We start from the raw sequence: 14,513 nt of genomic DNA, 5'->3' as shown, positions 1-14,513 counted from the left end.
CCATCCAGAGCCGCCCCATGCAGGAAATGAAACTCGCAGACTTCAAGAACAAGAAGCCGCCGGAGCTGATCGCTTACGCCGAATCGCTCGAGGTCGAGAACGCCAGCGTCATGCGCAAGCAGGAGCTGATGTTCGCGATCCTCAAGAAGCTTGCGGCGCAGGATATCGAGATCATCGGCGACGGCGTGGTCGAAGTTCTGCAGGACGGATTCGGCTTCCTGCGTTCGGCAAATGCGAACTATCTGCCCGGCCCGGACGACATCTACATCTCGCCCTCGCAGATCCGCCGTTTCTCGCTGAAGACCGGCGACACAGTCGAAGGGCCGATCCGCAGCCCGAAGGAAGGGGAGCGCTACTTTGCGCTGCTGAAGGTCAACACGATCAATTTCGACGATCCGGAGAAGATCCGGCATAAGATTCACTTCGACAACCTCACGCCGCTCTATCCGACCTCGCGCCTGAAGATGGAGCTGGAGAATCCGACGTCGAAGGATATCTCGCCGCGGGTGATCGATCTCGTTGCACCGCTGGGCAAGGGCCAGCGCGCGCTCATCGTCGCACAGCCGCGCACGGGTAAGACGGTCCTCCTGCAGAACATCGCACATTCGATCACGGCGAATCATCCCGAGTGCTACCTGATCGTGCTGCTCATCGACGAGCGGCCCGAGGAAGTCACCGACATGCAGCGTTCGGTGAAGGGCGAGGTAGTGTCCTCCACCTTCGACGAACCGGCGGTGCGGCACGTGCAGGTGGCCGAGATGGTGATCGAAAAGGCGAAGCGCCTGGTCGAACACGGCCGCGACGTGGTCATCCTGCTCGATTCGATCACCCGCCTCGGCCGTGCCTACAACACAGTCGTGCCGTCGTCCGGTAAGGTTCTGACCGGTGGTGTCGACGCCAATGCCCTGCAGCGGCCGAAGCGCTTCTTCGGTGCGGCCCGCAACATCGAGGAGGGCGGATCGCTGACCATCATCGCGACGGCGCTGATCGATACCGGCAGCCGCATGGACGAAGTGATCTTCGAGGAGTTCAAGGGCACCGGCAATTCGGAAATCGTGCTCGACCGCAAGGTCGCCGACAAGCGTATCTATCCGGCCATGGACATCCTGAAGTCCGGAACGCGTAAGGAAGACCTGCTGGTGCCACGGGCCGACCTGCAGAAGATCTTCGTGCTGCGCCGCATTCTGGCACCGATGGGCACGACCGACGCGATCGAGTTCCTCATCGACAAGCTGAAGCAGACCAAGACGAATTCCGACTTCTTCGATTCGATGAACACCTGAGATCGATTCGGTTCCGGAACGCCGGAACGGATCAATTCGGAAGATCCCGATGAGATCGACCGACACGATTTTCGCCCTGTCCACCGGGCGGCTTCCCTCGGGAATCGCAATTGTCCGCATGTCCGGCCCGGGCGTGCGAACTGCCCTGGAGGTGCTCGCCGGCGCCGTTCCGAGGCCGCGTGTGGCACGATACGGACCGCTTTCGTTCCGAGGCGAGCTGCTCGACCATGGTTTGAGCCTGTTCTTTCCGGGGCCCACTTCGGTGACTGGCGAGGATTGCGGCGAATTCCATGTGCATGGCAGCGTGGCGGTGGTGAAGGGGCTGATCGCCGCCCTGTCCAGCCTCGACGGCTTTCGGCTGGCCGAACCTGGCGAGTTTTCGCGCCGCGGCTTCCTGAACGGACGGATGGACCTGACCGCGGTCGAATCCCTGTCCGATTTGATCGCAGCCGAGACCGACCAGCAGCGCAAGCTGGCCTTGGCCGGCATGGGCGGCAAACTACGCGACACATTCCTCGAATGGCGAGCCGAACTGCAATCGTTGCGCGCGCGGATCGAGGCCGAGCTGGATTTTTCCGACCAGGATGACGTCTCACCGGATCTCAATGCGGCGATCGGCAGGGAGATCAACTCGTTAACCATGCGCATTAATCAGTTCGTCGGGCGCCTGGGCCAGGCGGAGCTGGTGCGGGATGGGTATCGCGTCGCGATCCTTGGCGCGCCGAACGCCGGAAAGTCGAGCCTGCTCAATGCCTTGGCCATGCGCGACGTGGCGATCGTCAGCGACGAGGCTGGCACGACACGCGATCTGGTTGAAGTTGTTCTGGAGGTCGACGGGTTCAAGGTGATCCTGACGGATACCGCCGGGATCCGAGAGACGGAAGGCGTCGTTGAAGCGATCGGGATAGAGCGGGCTCTAGGGGCGGCGCGGCTTGCCGATTTGGTTATCCTTCTCGAGGACGTGACCAATCCGGTCCCGATCACGGTGAAGCCCTCCGGGGCGCTGTTGCGTGTGGGCGCCAAGAGCGATCTCGCGGGATCGGGGCCCGGAAGCTATGACATGTTGGTCTCGTCATTGACGGGTGAGGGTATCGCAGAACTTCTGTCGAGAGTCGCCGCACAGGTCAGACTTGCAGTCTCGGACGGCGACGGGTTGCTGGCCTTGCGTGAGCGGCATGTTGGGCATCTGAGCCGGGCTCGCACTGCGCTGCAGCAGGCGTCGAGAGCGGATCTGCCCGAGCTTGTAGCCGAGGAGCTGCGCATCGCGGCTGTCGAGGTCGGGCGGATCGTCGGTATCGGCGATACGGAGGATCTTCTGGGAGAGATCTTTTCGCGGTTCTGCATCGGCAAGTGATTCACGTGAAACACCTGTCGGGAGAATCGTTTCGGATGTGTTTCACGTGAAACAACCGACGCTGGCTTGACAAGCGGCCGTACTCGGAACAGATGCACGCTCCGAGGTTCCGACAGATGAAGTTGTATGATGTCATTGTCATAGGTGGCGGGCATGCGGGCGTGGAAGCGGCCGCGGCGTCCGCACGCATGGGCGCCCGAACGGCGCTGCTGACGATCGACGCATCGAAAATCGGCGTGATGTCCTGCAATCCGGCGATCGGCGGCCTTGGCAAGGGGCATCTTGTTCGGGAAATCGATGCGCTCGACGGCATCATGGGCCGTGCGGCCGATCTGGCGGGCATTCAGTTTCGTCTCCTTAACCGCCGCAAGGGTCCTGCAGTGCGCGGCCCGCGCACGCAGGCGGACCGCAAGCTCTACCGACAGGCCGTGCAGACGCTGCTACAAGAGCAGCAGAACCTTGATATCCTGGACGGCGAGGTCGTCGATCTGGATTTCTCAGATGATCGAGACAGTTCCATTACCTTGGCCGACGGCTCGGTCATTGGATGCGGTGCGTTGGTGCTGACGACAGGAACGTTCCTGCGTGGCCTCATTCACATTGGAGAACGGCGCTTTCCGGCTGGGCGGATGAACGAAAAGGCTGCGGAGCGACTCTCGGGCGCGCTGCTCAGGGCCGGATTCGGGCTCGGCCGGCTGAAGACGGGCACCCCGCCGCGACTCGACGGCAAGTCGATCGACTGGGCGTCGCTGGAAATGCAGGCTGCAGACGAGGATCCGACGCCGTTTTCGCTGATGACCGACAGGATCACGACGCCGCAGATCGAATGCGGGATCACGCGCACGACCCTGGAGACCCACCGGATCATCCGGGACAATCTTCATCGGTCGGCGATGTATTCCGGCTCGATCGAGGGGGTCGGTCCGCGCTATTGCCCGTCCATCGAGGACAAGATCGTCAAGTTCGGCGATCGCGAAGGGCACCAGATCTTTCTCGAGCCTGAGGGACTGGACGACGACACGGTCTACCCGAACGGAATCTCCACCTCGCTGCCGGAGGATGTGCAGCATCTCGTGGTGCACAGCATTCCGGGGTTGGAGAATGCGGTCATCACGCAGCCGGGTTATGCGATCGAATATGACCACGTCGATCCGCGGGAGCTCGATCCAACCTTCGAGACCCAGCGGATACGCGGTCTGTTCCTCGCCGGCCAAATCAACGGCACCACCGGGTATGAGGAAGCGGCCGCGCAAGGGATCCTGGCCGGCATCAATGCAGCGCGACGCGCGGGCGACCGGGAGCCGGTGAGCTTCAGCCGCACCGAGGCCTATATTGGCGTGATGGCGGACGATTTGACGAGCAGGGGCGTTTCGGAACCGTACCGCATGTTCACGTCGCGTGCCGAGTTCCGCCTGTCGCTGCGCGCCGACAATGCAGACGAACGGCTGACGCCGCGCGCGATTGAGCTGGGTATAGCGTCCAATGAACGCGCAGAGCGCTTCGGCGCTTATGAGGGCCGGCTGAGCCGGACTCGGGCGCTTCTCAAGGAACGGACGATCACGCCGAATGAGGCGCGGCATCATGGTCTGCAGCTGAATCTCGATGGCGTGCGGCGAAGTGCGTGCGACCTCCTCGCCATGGAAGGGATCGGTCTGGAACGCCTGACGGCCGTCTGGCCGGAGCTTAGGGAGATCGATCGGCCGGCGGGCGAGGCCATCGAGACCGAGGCGCGATATTCGGTGTATCTGGAGCGGCAGAGAATCGAGTCGGAGGCGATACGATTCGAGGAGGGTCGAGCGATTCCGGCTGACCTGGAGTTTGCGGACGTTCCGGGACTTTCCAACGAACTGAAGCAAAAGCTTGCCGTGCGCCGACCGCGCAGCGTGGCAGAAGCGCAGCGCATCGAAGGGATGACGCCTGCGGCGATGGCGATCATCATTTCCCGCCTGCGTGCGGGCGAGTCGCTGCGCGGGGCGGCATGACCGAAGCGGCATATCGTGAGTTGTGCAGCATAGCCGGACCCGTTTCACGTGAAACATTCGGCGACCTGCAAGCCTTTGAATCCGAGTTTCGCCGCTGGTCGTCGAAGATAAATCTTTCGGCGCCATCGACGCTTCCGGAGCTGTGGAACCGTCATATCCTCGACAGCGCCCAGCTCATTCCGCTTTCAAACGGCGCTCTGCGCTGGCTCGACCTTGGTTCCGGCGGCGGATTTCCTGGCGCGGTGATAGCGATCATGATGAAGGATCGTCCGGGGGCACGGGTGACGCTTGTCGAGAGCAACAGGAAGAAGGCAGCGTTCCTCAGCACCATCCTGGGCCGCCTGAAGGCGCCTGCCGAGGTTCTCGCGGTAAGGATCGAAGACGCCTGGGACAAGAAACTTGAGGCCGAGATCGTCACGGCACGGGCGCTCGCCCCTTTGCCGGCCTTGCTTGGCCTCAGCTATCCGTGGCTTTCGCGCGGCGCGCGAGCACTTTTCCACAAAGGGCGGGGCTACAAGGCCGAAATCGTTAATTCCGCTCACGATTGGCGCATCGATCTGGTAGAACATCGAAGCGTCATCGACGCGGAGAGTGTCGTTCTCGACATATCCAACGTCCAGGCGATCGGTTGACCCCGAGATCGGTCGGAGCGAGCAAAGCGTCGGCACCATGCGCATAATCACGGTAGCAAACCAGAAGGGCGGCGTCGGCAAGACGACGACGGCAATCAATCTCGCGACCGCACTCGCTGCGATCGGCGAGCGCGTGCTGCTGGTTGATCTCGATCCGCAAGGCAATGCCAGCACCGGCCTCGGCATCGACCGGCGCGACCGCAGCGTCTCGTCCTATGACGTGCTGACCGGCGAGGCCTCCGTCGACGAGGCGGCGATGCAGACCGCGGTTCCCGGACTGTGGATCGTTCCCTCGACGCTCGACCTGCTCGGCATCGAGATGGAGATCGCGGCCTCGGCCGATCGCGTCCTCAAGCTCCGCAATGCGCTGCGCCGGCACGCGGCGGAAAGCGCCCGCTTCACCTATGTGCTGATCGACTGCCCGCCGTCGCTCAACCTGTTGACGCTGAACTCGATGGCCGCTGCCGACTCGGTGCTGGTGCCGCTCCAGTGCGAGTTCTTTGCGCTCGAAGGCCTGAGCCAGCTGCTCGCCACCGTCGAACAGGTGCGCGGGTCGATCAACCCGGCGCTGTCGATCCAGGGCATCGTTCTGACGATGTACGACGGCCGAAACAACCTTGCGAATCAAGTGGTTGCCGACGTTCGCGCCCATATGGGCGAGAAGGTCTACGAGACGGTGATCCCGCGGAACGTGCGGGTTTCCGAAGCGCCTTCCTACGGCAAGCCGGCGATCCTCTACGATCTCAAATGCACCGGCAGCCAGGCCTATCTCCAGCTCGCCTCGGAGGTCATCCGGCGCGAGCGGCGGCTCAGGGCTGCGTGACGGTTCGCGGCCGAAATCTCAGGGAGCGGAAGACAGTCGATGAGTGAAGATACCTCGCGGAACCGCCTCGGACGCGGCCTCGCGGCCTTGATCGGCGACATCGACCGGCCCGCGCCGACCCAGGCGCCTGTCCCGACCGCCGACCGCACTGTTCCGGTCGAGTTCATCTCGCCCAATCCGCGCAATCCGCGCCGGACCTTCGCGGATGCGGAGCTCGAGGATCTTTCCGCTTCGCTCAAGCAGCATGGAATCGTGCAGCCCGTCGTCGTGCGGCCATCGAAGGCGGCGCCGGGCCGCTATGAGATCATTGCCGGCGAGCGGCGCTGGCGGGCGGCCCAGCGCGCCGGCCTGACGAACATCCCGGTCATCATCCGCGACGTCGACGACCGCATGGCGCTGGAACTCGCCATCGTCGAGAACGTGCAGCGCGCCGACCTTAACCCGGTCGAGGAGGCGCTGGGCTATCAGCAGCTCATCGACGAGCATGAATACGTCCAGTCCGATCTGGCGCAGATCATCGGCAAGAGCCGCAGCCATGTCGCAAACACGCTGCGCCTGCTCAAGCTGCCGCAGAACATTCGCGACATGCTGGTCGACGGCTCGCTGTCCGCCGGCCATGCGCGCACGCTGGTGACGGCGGAGGACCCCACCACGCTGGCGCAGAAGATCATCCGGGATGGGCTTTCCGTTCGCCAGGCAGAAGCCTTGGCGCAGAAAGGGGCCGACAAGCCGGCATCTGCGTCGACGAAGCATGTTCCGGACGAGAAGGACGCGGACACGCGCGCGCTCGAACAGCTGCTGTCGAACGTGATCGGGCTCAACGTCACGGTCAATCACCGCGAGAAGGGCGGCGAAGTCCGGATCTCCTACAAGACGCTGGAACAGCTCGACGATCTCTGCCGCCGGCTGCAGCGCTGACGTCTGTCAACTATCTGATCTTCAACGATTATCTGCCACGACGGCGAGAGCGTATGCTCTCGACCGCGATGGCCATCATGGTCTCGCGCACGATCGCGCCGGCCAGTTCCGGCCGGTGGCGCGTGGCGAGAATGCTGTCCTGCAGCCGCGTCAGGGCGCGGGCAATGGAGGCGCCGCTCCATGTGCCGAGCGCGGTCTCCACCAGCTTGCGGCGGGAGAAGAAGATCGGCGGTCTCGCGCCGGCGACGGCCGCCGACGGCTGCGCGCCACCGATATCGACATTGCGGCGGAGAACTTCGAGGCTCTGGAACTGCCGCATCGCCGCGCCGAGAATCGCCTGCGCATGCGTGCCGCTTTCCTGCGAGCGGCGCAGGGCGAGGTCCAGCTCCGGCAGCGCGCCGGCAAGTGCCGCGTCGATCGCCTGGTCGACGGACGAGGCGGACACGTCGCCGGACGAAGCGGCGACATCCTCGATGTCGATCACCGGCTTCTCGCCGCAATAGAGGATCAGCTTCTCGATCTCGCCCCGGGTCGCCAGACGGTCGCCGCCGAGACGCCGGCGCAGAGCCTGGCGCGCATCGCCGGCGATCGTCTTGCCGGCGCGCGCCAGTTCGGCGTCGATGACAGCGTCGATCGCGCGCTCTTCGTCGACATAGCAGGGCAGCGCCATGCCCGCGTCCGCCCGTTCGACCATGTCGCGCAGCGGCGCGGCCTTCTTCAGGTCTCCGGCCTCGATCAGCGTGATCGCGTCGCGGGACGGCTTTTCCAGCAGGTCCTTCAGCGCATCGGAAAAGCCTTTGTGCGCGCCGGCGTTACGTATCCAGATCAGCCGCTCTCCGCCGAACATCGACACCATCCGCGCCTCGTCGATCAGGCGGCCGGGATCCTGCTCGAGGTCCGAGGCATCGTAGCGGATCACGGAAAAGGCGTCGTCGAGCGGCAGGCCGGTCTTCTTCGCGAAGGCCGAGGCGCGTTCCGAGACGAGCCCGCGGTCTGGCCCATAGATCAGCACGACGCGGACCGACGGATCCGGACGCGCGATCCAGCCTTCGACCTCGTGTGCCTTTTTCTGCGACATGGCTCCGGGTTAGCGAGCGCCTTCGGGCGACGCAACCGAAAAGGCGACCGTCGTTCCGCGCGAGGCTATGCAACCAGCGAAAGCGGGCTGAAGATGGCGCGGCCCGTGTCGGCTTGGTAACGCGCCACATGCCGCCCGGCGTCGCCGGCAAGTTCGGCCACCGAGTCGAGGATGTAGCGGATCTTCTCCTCCGGAAGCAGCACGCTGAGGTTCAGCCGCGTGAAGCCGGGCTTCGCCATTTCGTTGCCGTCGAGGATGTCCCGCCGCAATCGCCGCCATTCATCCGCTTCGATGTCGAGAAGCCGCAGCGCATAGGGGCCGGCGCAGGCGCAGCCGCCACGTGCCTGGATGCCGTAGCGATCGCTGAGCAGCCGCGTCACCAGTTGCTGGTGGACGTATTGGCTGTCGCCGCCGCGGATCCGGAAGGAAAAGATCGGCAGCCGCGGTGCGTCGAGCTTGCCGAGAAGTTCGAGGTTCTCGATATTGCACAAGGCCGCGAGCGCCCGGCTTGTGAGCGCGGAATTGCGTGCGGCCATCAGCTCCATGCCGATCGTCTCCTTGACGATGAAGGCGAGCGCGGCGCGGATGTCGCCGATCACGTTCGGCGTGCCGGCTTCCTCGCGCGCCACCAGACTTTCGGAGTAATCGTGCGATTCCGGCGAGACGAACCGCACCGTGCCGCCACCGGGCCATGTCGGCCGGCCGGTCGAGACGGCATCGCGCCGGACGATCAGGATGCCCGACGCGCCGGGACCGCCAATGAACTTGTGCGGCGACAGGACAATGGCATCGATCTCGACGCCCTTCCCGGGGCACATCGAGACCGGAAGGTAGGGGCCACCGCCGGCATAATCCCAGACCATCAGCGCGCCGGCCTGTTTGACGAGGCCTGTTATGCCGGCGACGTCCGCGACGATGCCGGTGATGTTGGACGCCGCCGAGAACGCACAGACGGTCGGCCGGCCGGCATAGCGCCGCAGAGCGTGCCGCAGGGCCTCGACATCCGGGCCACCCTCTGGCCCTTCGCCGATCTCGATGACCTCGGCGCCACTCTCCCGCCAGGGCAGGATGTTGGAATGGTGCTCGTAAGGGCCGAGGATGACACAAGGCCGTCGTCCGCTCGCCGCCCGCGCGGCCAGGCCGAAGAGATTGATGAGGCGATTGAGTCCGGATGTCGCGCCCGAGCCCGAAAAGACGACCGCGTGCCGTTCATCCGCGCCGCAGGATCCGGCGACGACGGCGCGGGCGGCGTTGCGCAGCCTGGTCATGAACCCGCCGCAGTACGATGCCTCGGTGTGGCTGTTGGCGTAATAGGGCAGCACGTCTTCGAGAATGAAGCGCTCGACCGGAAACAAAGCGCGGCCCGAGGCGACGTAGTCGGCATAGACCAGCGGCTTCGGGCCGAAAGGCCCGTCGATCGTGGCGCCTTCGCCGACGAGCTGTGCAGCGATGCCCTCAGGCCCGCCAAGGCTGACACGGAATTTCTCGAACAGTTCTGCCGGGGTATGCGTCGACATCGGTGGCGATCCGTCTTTGAGGGAACGCGTCGAGCCTATCGATTTACAGTCGGATCGGTTTCACCTAATTTCTCGCCGTTGCCGCAATTTTCCGATCACATGACAACAAAAATGACTGAAATCGATGAGTTTGATCTGAAGATCCTCACTCTTCTTCAGTCGTCATCCGATCTGTCCCAGCGCGAGCTCGCCGAGCGTGTCGGCCTGTCGCAGAATGCCTGCTGGCGACGGCTGCAGCGATTGACGTCGGAGGGGCTGATCAAGGGCACGCAGACGCGGGTCGACCTCGCGGCAATCGGCCTGGACCTCACCGTATTCGTGATGGTGCGCACCCGGCATCACTCGAAGGAATGGCTCGAAGCGTTCCGCCGTCATGTCGAGCGAATTCCCGAAGTCGTCGACTTCTACCGCATCGGCGGCGATTGGGACTATCTCATCAAGGTCGTCACGCGCGGCATAGGCGGATATGACGACTTCTACCAGAAGCTGGTCGACGGCCAGGATCTCGCCACGGTGACCGGCTTCTTCGCGATGGAGACGATCATCGACAACCGGCCCATCAACCTGGGCAAGGTGCGCGCCGCCGGCGCGTCGCGAGGGAAGTCCTCGCGACGCGTCTAGTCTTTGGGATCTATCGTTCCGAATCAGGTCCGCAGCACCCGGTAGATCGCCGGGATGACGAGCACTGTCAGCAAGGTCGACGAGGCCAGGCCGAAGAGCAGCGAGATCGCGAGGCCCTGGAAGATCGGATCCGTCAGGATCACCGCAGCGCCGATCATCGCCGCCAGCGCGGTGAGCAGGATGGGCTTGAAGCGGATCGCACCGGCCTCGATCAGGATCTCGGTCAAGCCCCGCGTGCGCATGCGCGCTCCCGGTGCTGCCTCGTGCATTCCTGTCTCGGGCGCGACGATCGACATCTGGGTCTCGACGAGGTCGTCTTCGCCTTCGAAAGGCACTTCGCGCGGGGCGTGCCGGATGAAATCCACCAGCAGGATCGAGTTGCGCACGATGATGCCCGCAAGTGCGATGAAGCCGATCATAGAAGTCGCCGAGAAGGGGGCGCCGAACAGCCAGTGGCCGCCGAGAATGCCGATGAAGGTCAGCGGGATCGGCGTCAGGATGACCAGCGGCACCTTGAACGAGCCGAACTGCGCGACGACAAGGATGTAGACGCCGAGCAGCGCCACCATGAAGGCAGCACCCATGTCGCGGAAGGTCACCCAGGTGACTTCCCATTCCCCGTCCCACAGCAGGGTCGAGGCCCGGTCGTTCTGCGGCTGGCCATGCAAGGAGATTTCGGGGCGCGGCAGGCCTGTCCAGTCCTGCGCGTCGAGCGCCTGCTGCACGGCCAGCATGCCGTAGAGCGGCGCCTCGAAGTCGCCGGCGAGTTCGGCGGTCACCATCTCCGCCGGCCTGCCATTGTGCCGGAAGACCGGATAGGAGGCCTTCTCGTCCTCTATCCGCACCACGTCGCCCAGCTCGACGACGCCCCGGTCGCCCGGCAGCAGGTCGGCCGGGATCGGCGTGGTGAGGAAATCCTCGGTGACGCGACGCTCGCTGACCGGCCGCTCCAGCCGGATCGGCGTCGGCTGCCGGCCTTCCCCGCGATGCGAGTAGCCGACGATCTGGCCGCCGTTGAGGATCGCCAGCGTGTCGAAGACGTCGCTCTCGCTCACCTTGAAGAAGTCGAGATCGTCAGGGGAAATCCTCGCCCGCAGCCGCCGGGCGGCGACGCCGTAGGAATTGTCGACATCGACGATATACGGCACTGAGCGGAAGGCAGCCTCGACCTTCGCCGCGACGGCGCGCCGGGTCGCGGCGTCGGGACCGTAGATCTCGGCAAGGAGCGTCGCCATCACCGGCGGTCCCGGCGGCGGCTCGACCACCTTCAGGCTGGTGCCTTCGGGAACGGGGACGGCCTTGATCCGCTGGCGAATGTCGAGCGCGATCTCATGGCTGGACCGCTGGCGCTCGCCCTTCGGCAGGAGGTTCAGGGCGACATCGCCCATGTTCGGGTCGGCGCGGTAGTAGGAGTGCCGGACGAGGCCGTTGAAGTTGAATGGCGCCGCCGTGCCGGCATGGGTCTGGACCGAGCGAACCTCGTCCAGGTCCAGGACGTTCCTTGCGACCGCCTGCGCCACGGCGTCGGTCGCTTCGACGGACGAGCCTTCCGGCAGGTCGATCGTCACCGACAGCTCCGACTTGTTGTCGAAGGGCAGCAGCTTCACCGTCACGTCCTTGGTGTAGAACAGCGCCAGGGAGCCGAGCGTCAGCACGCCGATGGCGAGCAGAAAGGTCCAGCTCGTCGCCTTCGAGGCCAGGATCGGGCGGGCGACGGCGGCATAGGCGCGGCCAAGAACGCCGCCATGGCTGTGGCTGTCGTGATGCGCGACCGGCGCCTTGCCGGCAGCCTTCAGCATCAGCCAGGGCGTCACGGTGACGGCGACGAAGAAGGAGAAGATCATCGCCGCCGAGGCGTTGGCCGGGATCGGGCTCATATAGGGGCCCATCATGCCGGACACGAAAAGCATCGGCAGCAGTGCGGCAACCACGGTCAGCGTCGCGACGATGGTCGGATTGCCGACCTCGGCGACGGCGGCGATCGCAGCCTCCTTGCGGCTGCGGCCATCGGCCATGCCCCAATGCCGCGCGATGTTCTCGATGACGACGATCGCGTCGTCCACGAGGATGCCGATCGAGAAGATCAGCGCGAACAGCGAGACGCGGTTGAGCGTGTAGCCCATGATCCAGGAAGCGAAGAGGGTGAGCAGGATCGTCACCGGAATGACGACGGCGACGACGAGCGCCTCGCGGCGGCCGATCGCCAGCCAGACCAGTGCGATGATCGAAACGGTCGCCAGACCCAGATGATAGAGCAGCTCGTTGGCCTTTTCGTTGGCCGTCTCGCCATAGTCGCGAGTGATCTCGACCGACACCTGCTCGGGGATCAGCGAGCCTTCGAGTTCGTGCACGCGATGGAGGACCGCCTCGGCGACGGTCACGGCGTTCGAGCCCGCGCGCTTGGCGATGGCGAGCGTGACGGCAGGTAGGCGGACCGTGCCGTCCGTTCCGCGTGTCACGGTCGACACGAGCATGTTTTCCTGATCCGTGACGAAGCCGACGGTTGCGACGTCCCGGACATAGACCGGCCGGCCGTCGCGCGTCGTGAGCAGCAGATTGCCGATCTCCGTGGGTGTCTTCAGCGTCTCGCCGGCGACGAGCATGACCTGTTCCCCGCCGTCACGGACGCGACCCGTCGGAAAGGCCCTGTTCGCGCCCTGCACTTTGCCGGCGAGCTGCTGCAGCGTCACGCCGTAAAGCGCGAGCCTGCTCGGGTCCGGCGCGATGCGGATACGCTCGCTGGCGTCGCCGACGAGATAGGTGAGGCCGACATCATCGACCTTGGAAAGCTCGGTCCTGAGCTCGCGCGCGATCCGGGTAAGCGCATTCGCGTCCATGTCCTGCGGTGCGTCGGGCTTCGGCGTGAGGGTCAGCGAGACGATCGCCACGTCGTCGATGCCGCGGCCAACGATGAGCGGCTCGGCTATCCCGACAGGGATACGGTCGAGATTGGCGCGGACCTTGTCGTGAATGCGCAGCACCGCGGCGTCAGCCGATGTGCCGACCAGGAAACGCGCCGTGACCAGAACGCCGTCATCCTGCGTCTGCGAATAGACGTGTTCGACGCTGTCGATGCCTTTGACGATCGTCTCGAGCGGTTCGGCGATGAGCTTGACGGCGTCCTCGGCGCGCAGGCCTTCGGCATTCACGCGGATGTCGACCATCGGCACGGAAATCTGCGGCTCTTCCTCGCGGGGCAGCGACATGAGGGCCACGAGGCCGAACGCGAAGGCTGCGATGAGGAAGAGCGGCGTGAGCGGCGAGGCGATGAAGGCGCGCGTCAGCGCACCCGCGATGCCGTCGGAAGAAGGCGCATCACCCAGGTTGGGGTTGCTCATGGTACGACCACCTGTTCTCCCGCGGTGAGGCCGGTCACGACCTCGACCATCGCGGCCCCGTCCCTTTCGACCTGCCCGCCCGTGACGACCGCCCGCTCGACCGGGCCCTGGCTGGTGTCGACACGGATGAAGTCGATGCCGAAGCGGTTGCTGACGGCGCTGGCCGGGACAAGAAGCGCCTCGCGCCTGCCGACCGGGAGCTCGACGAGAACGCGGGCGTCGACGAAGGCGGTGTCGAGACCGGCAGCGTCGACATCGGCGACCACGCGGCCGTTCTCGATCTGCGGATAGATCTTCGCCAGCCGTCCCGACATCTCGCCATGTTCGGTGGTGACGCGGATTTCGGCGCCCTGTTCGAGACCGGCGGCATGCCGTTCGGGCACGGCAAGCCGCAGGTAGAAGCCGCCGCCGCCCACCGTGGCGACGGCCTCGCCCGCCATCACGACGCCGTTGCGCGTCACCGGCGTTGTCAGCACCCGCCCGTCGAGCGGCGCGAGCACCGTGCCTTCGGCCTCCTGCTGGACGATGACGGACTTCTGCGCCTCAGCCGCCACAATCTGGTTGCGCGCGACGTCGACATCCGTCCTCAACTGGTCGAGACGCTGGGCGGTGACGACGCCCTTGTCGATCAGGGTCTGCCCCCGGGTCAGTTCGGCCTGGGCGCGCTCGAGCTGGGCAGTCAGGGCAGCGAGCTGGGCGTCGACCGCTGCGACCTGGAAGGCGAGCTTGTCGTCGCGGATCACCGCGATCTTCTGGCCCTGAACCACCGGGTCGCCCTCGGTCACAAGCATTTCGACCACGGTGCCGCCGATGCGCGCCCGCGCCGCGGCGAGATCCCGTGCCTCTATGCGGCCATAGACGGCTTTCCATTCCGTTGTCGGAACGGGCTGCACTTCGAAAGTGCCGGCGAAGGCGGACGTGGCGGCAAGGACTGCGACGAGAGCAAGCGGGGCGCGCATGGCGATTC

General features: G+C 65.0%; 11 protein-coding genes. 7 read left to right on the top strand and 4 right to left on the bottom strand.

Features of this window, described 5'->3' with window-relative positions; translation table 11 throughout:
• Positions 1-17: 17 nt before the first annotated feature.
• From rho to LRS09_RS10990, 6 genes are all read left to right on the top strand, one after another.
• Positions 18-1,283: a transcription termination factor Rho gene (gene rho / locus LRS09_RS11015; RefSeq protein ID WP_139832152.1), complete on the top strand. Its 1,266-nt coding sequence runs from the start codon at positions 18-20 to the stop codon at positions 1,281-1,283.
• Between the two features lie 49 nt (positions 1,284-1,332).
• Entirely contained in the window at positions 1,333-2,637 is a 1,305-nt protein-coding gene (mnmE, locus tag LRS09_RS11010) for a tRNA uridine-5-carboxymethylaminomethyl(34) synthesis GTPase MnmE (RefSeq protein ID WP_257806432.1), read from the top strand.
• 116 nt (positions 2,638-2,753) lie between these two features.
• Complete coding sequence (gene mnmG / locus LRS09_RS11005) at positions 2,754-4,619, top strand: tRNA uridine-5-carboxymethylaminomethyl(34) synthesis enzyme MnmG (RefSeq protein WP_257806429.1); 1,866 nt, start codon at positions 2,754-2,756, stop codon at positions 4,617-4,619.
• Positions 4,616-5,251, top strand: a complete 636-nt coding sequence (gene rsmG / locus LRS09_RS11000; protein WP_257806427.1) for a 16S rRNA (guanine(527)-N(7))-methyltransferase RsmG — start codon at positions 4,616-4,618, stop codon at positions 5,249-5,251. Before mnmG ends, rsmG begins: the two co-directional genes overlap by 4 nt.
• A gap of 37 nt (positions 5,252-5,288) precedes the next feature.
• Positions 5,289-6,074, top strand: coding sequence for a ParA family protein (locus LRS09_RS10995; protein WP_257806424.1), 786 nt, complete (start codon positions 5,289-5,291; stop codon positions 6,072-6,074).
• A gap of 39 nt (positions 6,075-6,113) precedes the next feature.
• Complete coding sequence (locus LRS09_RS10990) at positions 6,114-6,992, top strand: ParB/RepB/Spo0J family partition protein (protein WP_257806421.1); 879 nt, start codon at positions 6,114-6,116, stop codon at positions 6,990-6,992.
• Positions 6,993-7,020: 28 nt separating this feature from the next.
• On the opposite strand, the gene holA is transcribed toward LRS09_RS10990, so the two are convergent.
• Together holA and LRS09_RS10980 are read right to left on the bottom strand one after the other, a co-directional pair.
• On the bottom strand, positions 7,021-8,070 hold the full coding sequence (gene holA / locus LRS09_RS10985) for a DNA polymerase III subunit delta (protein WP_257806418.1): 1,050 nt from the start codon (positions 8,068-8,070) through the stop codon (positions 7,021-7,023).
• 65 nt (positions 8,071-8,135) lie between these two features.
• Positions 8,136-9,587: an aminotransferase class V-fold PLP-dependent enzyme gene (locus LRS09_RS10980; protein ID WP_257806416.1), complete on the bottom strand. Its 1,452-nt coding sequence runs from the start codon at positions 9,585-9,587 to the stop codon at positions 8,136-8,138.
• Between the two features lie 111 nt (positions 9,588-9,698).
• Here LRS09_RS10980 and LRS09_RS10975 point away from each other — a divergent pair, with 111 nt between their 5' ends.
• Complete coding sequence (locus tag LRS09_RS10975) at positions 9,699-10,208, top strand: Lrp/AsnC family transcriptional regulator (protein WP_257806414.1); 510 nt, start codon at positions 9,699-9,701, stop codon at positions 10,206-10,208.
• A 23-nt stretch (positions 10,209-10,231) separates the two neighbouring features.
• On the opposite strand, the gene LRS09_RS10970 is transcribed toward LRS09_RS10975, so the two are convergent.
• Positions 10,232-13,546: an efflux RND transporter permease subunit gene (locus LRS09_RS10970; protein WP_257806412.1), complete on the bottom strand. Its 3,315-nt coding sequence runs from the start codon at positions 13,544-13,546 to the stop codon at positions 10,232-10,234.
• Complete coding sequence (locus LRS09_RS10965; protein WP_257806399.1) at positions 13,543-14,505, bottom strand: efflux RND transporter periplasmic adaptor subunit; 963 nt, start codon at positions 14,503-14,505, stop codon at positions 13,543-13,545. The genes LRS09_RS10970 and LRS09_RS10965 overlap by 4 nt, the downstream gene beginning before the upstream one ends.
• Positions 14,506-14,513: the final 8 nt, after the last annotated feature.

The sequence above is a fragment of the Mesorhizobium sp. J428 genome, assembly GCF_024699925.1.
GTDB lineage: Bacteria > Pseudomonadota > Alphaproteobacteria > Rhizobiales > Rhizobiaceae > Mesorhizobium_A.
The sequence above is the reverse complement of the archived record's forward strand: the minus strand, read 5'-3'. Positions and strand labels throughout refer to the sequence as shown.

Bases quoted from the DNA above. Each gene is read 5' to 3' on its own strand.
- LRS09_RS10990 (WP_257806421.1), top strand. From the start codon at position 6,114: ATGAGTGAAGATACCTCGCGGAACCGCCTCGGACGCGGCCTCGCGGCC.
- LRS09_RS10965 (WP_257806399.1), bottom strand. From the start codon at position 14,505: ATGCGCGCCCCGCTTGCTCTCGTCGCAGTCCTTGCCGCCACGTCCGCC.
- LRS09_RS10980 (WP_257806416.1), bottom strand. From the start codon at position 9,587: ATGTCGACGCATACCCCGGCAGAACTGTTCGAGAAATTCCGTGTCAGC.
- rho (WP_139832152.1), top strand. From the start codon at position 18: ATGCAGGAAATGAAACTCGCAGACTTCAAGAACAAGAAGCCGCCGGAG.
- mnmG (WP_257806429.1), top strand. From the start codon at position 2,754: ATGAAGTTGTATGATGTCATTGTCATAGGTGGCGGGCATGCGGGCGTG.
- LRS09_RS10995 (WP_257806424.1), top strand. From the start codon at position 5,289: ATGCGCATAATCACGGTAGCAAACCAGAAGGGCGGCGTCGGCAAGACG.
- LRS09_RS10975 (WP_257806414.1), top strand. From the start codon at position 9,699: ATGACTGAAATCGATGAGTTTGATCTGAAGATCCTCACTCTTCTTCAG.
- mnmE (WP_257806432.1), top strand. From the start codon at position 1,333: ATGAGATCGACCGACACGATTTTCGCCCTGTCCACCGGGCGGCTTCCC.
- rsmG (WP_257806427.1), top strand. From the start codon at position 4,616: ATGACCGAAGCGGCATATCGTGAGTTGTGCAGCATAGCCGGACCCGTT.
- LRS09_RS10970 (WP_257806412.1), bottom strand. From the start codon at position 13,546: ATGAGCAACCCCAACCTGGGTGATGCGCCTTCTTCCGACGGCATCGCG.
- holA (WP_257806418.1), bottom strand. From the start codon at position 8,070: ATGTCGCAGAAAAAGGCACACGAGGTCGAAGGCTGGATCGCGCGTCCG.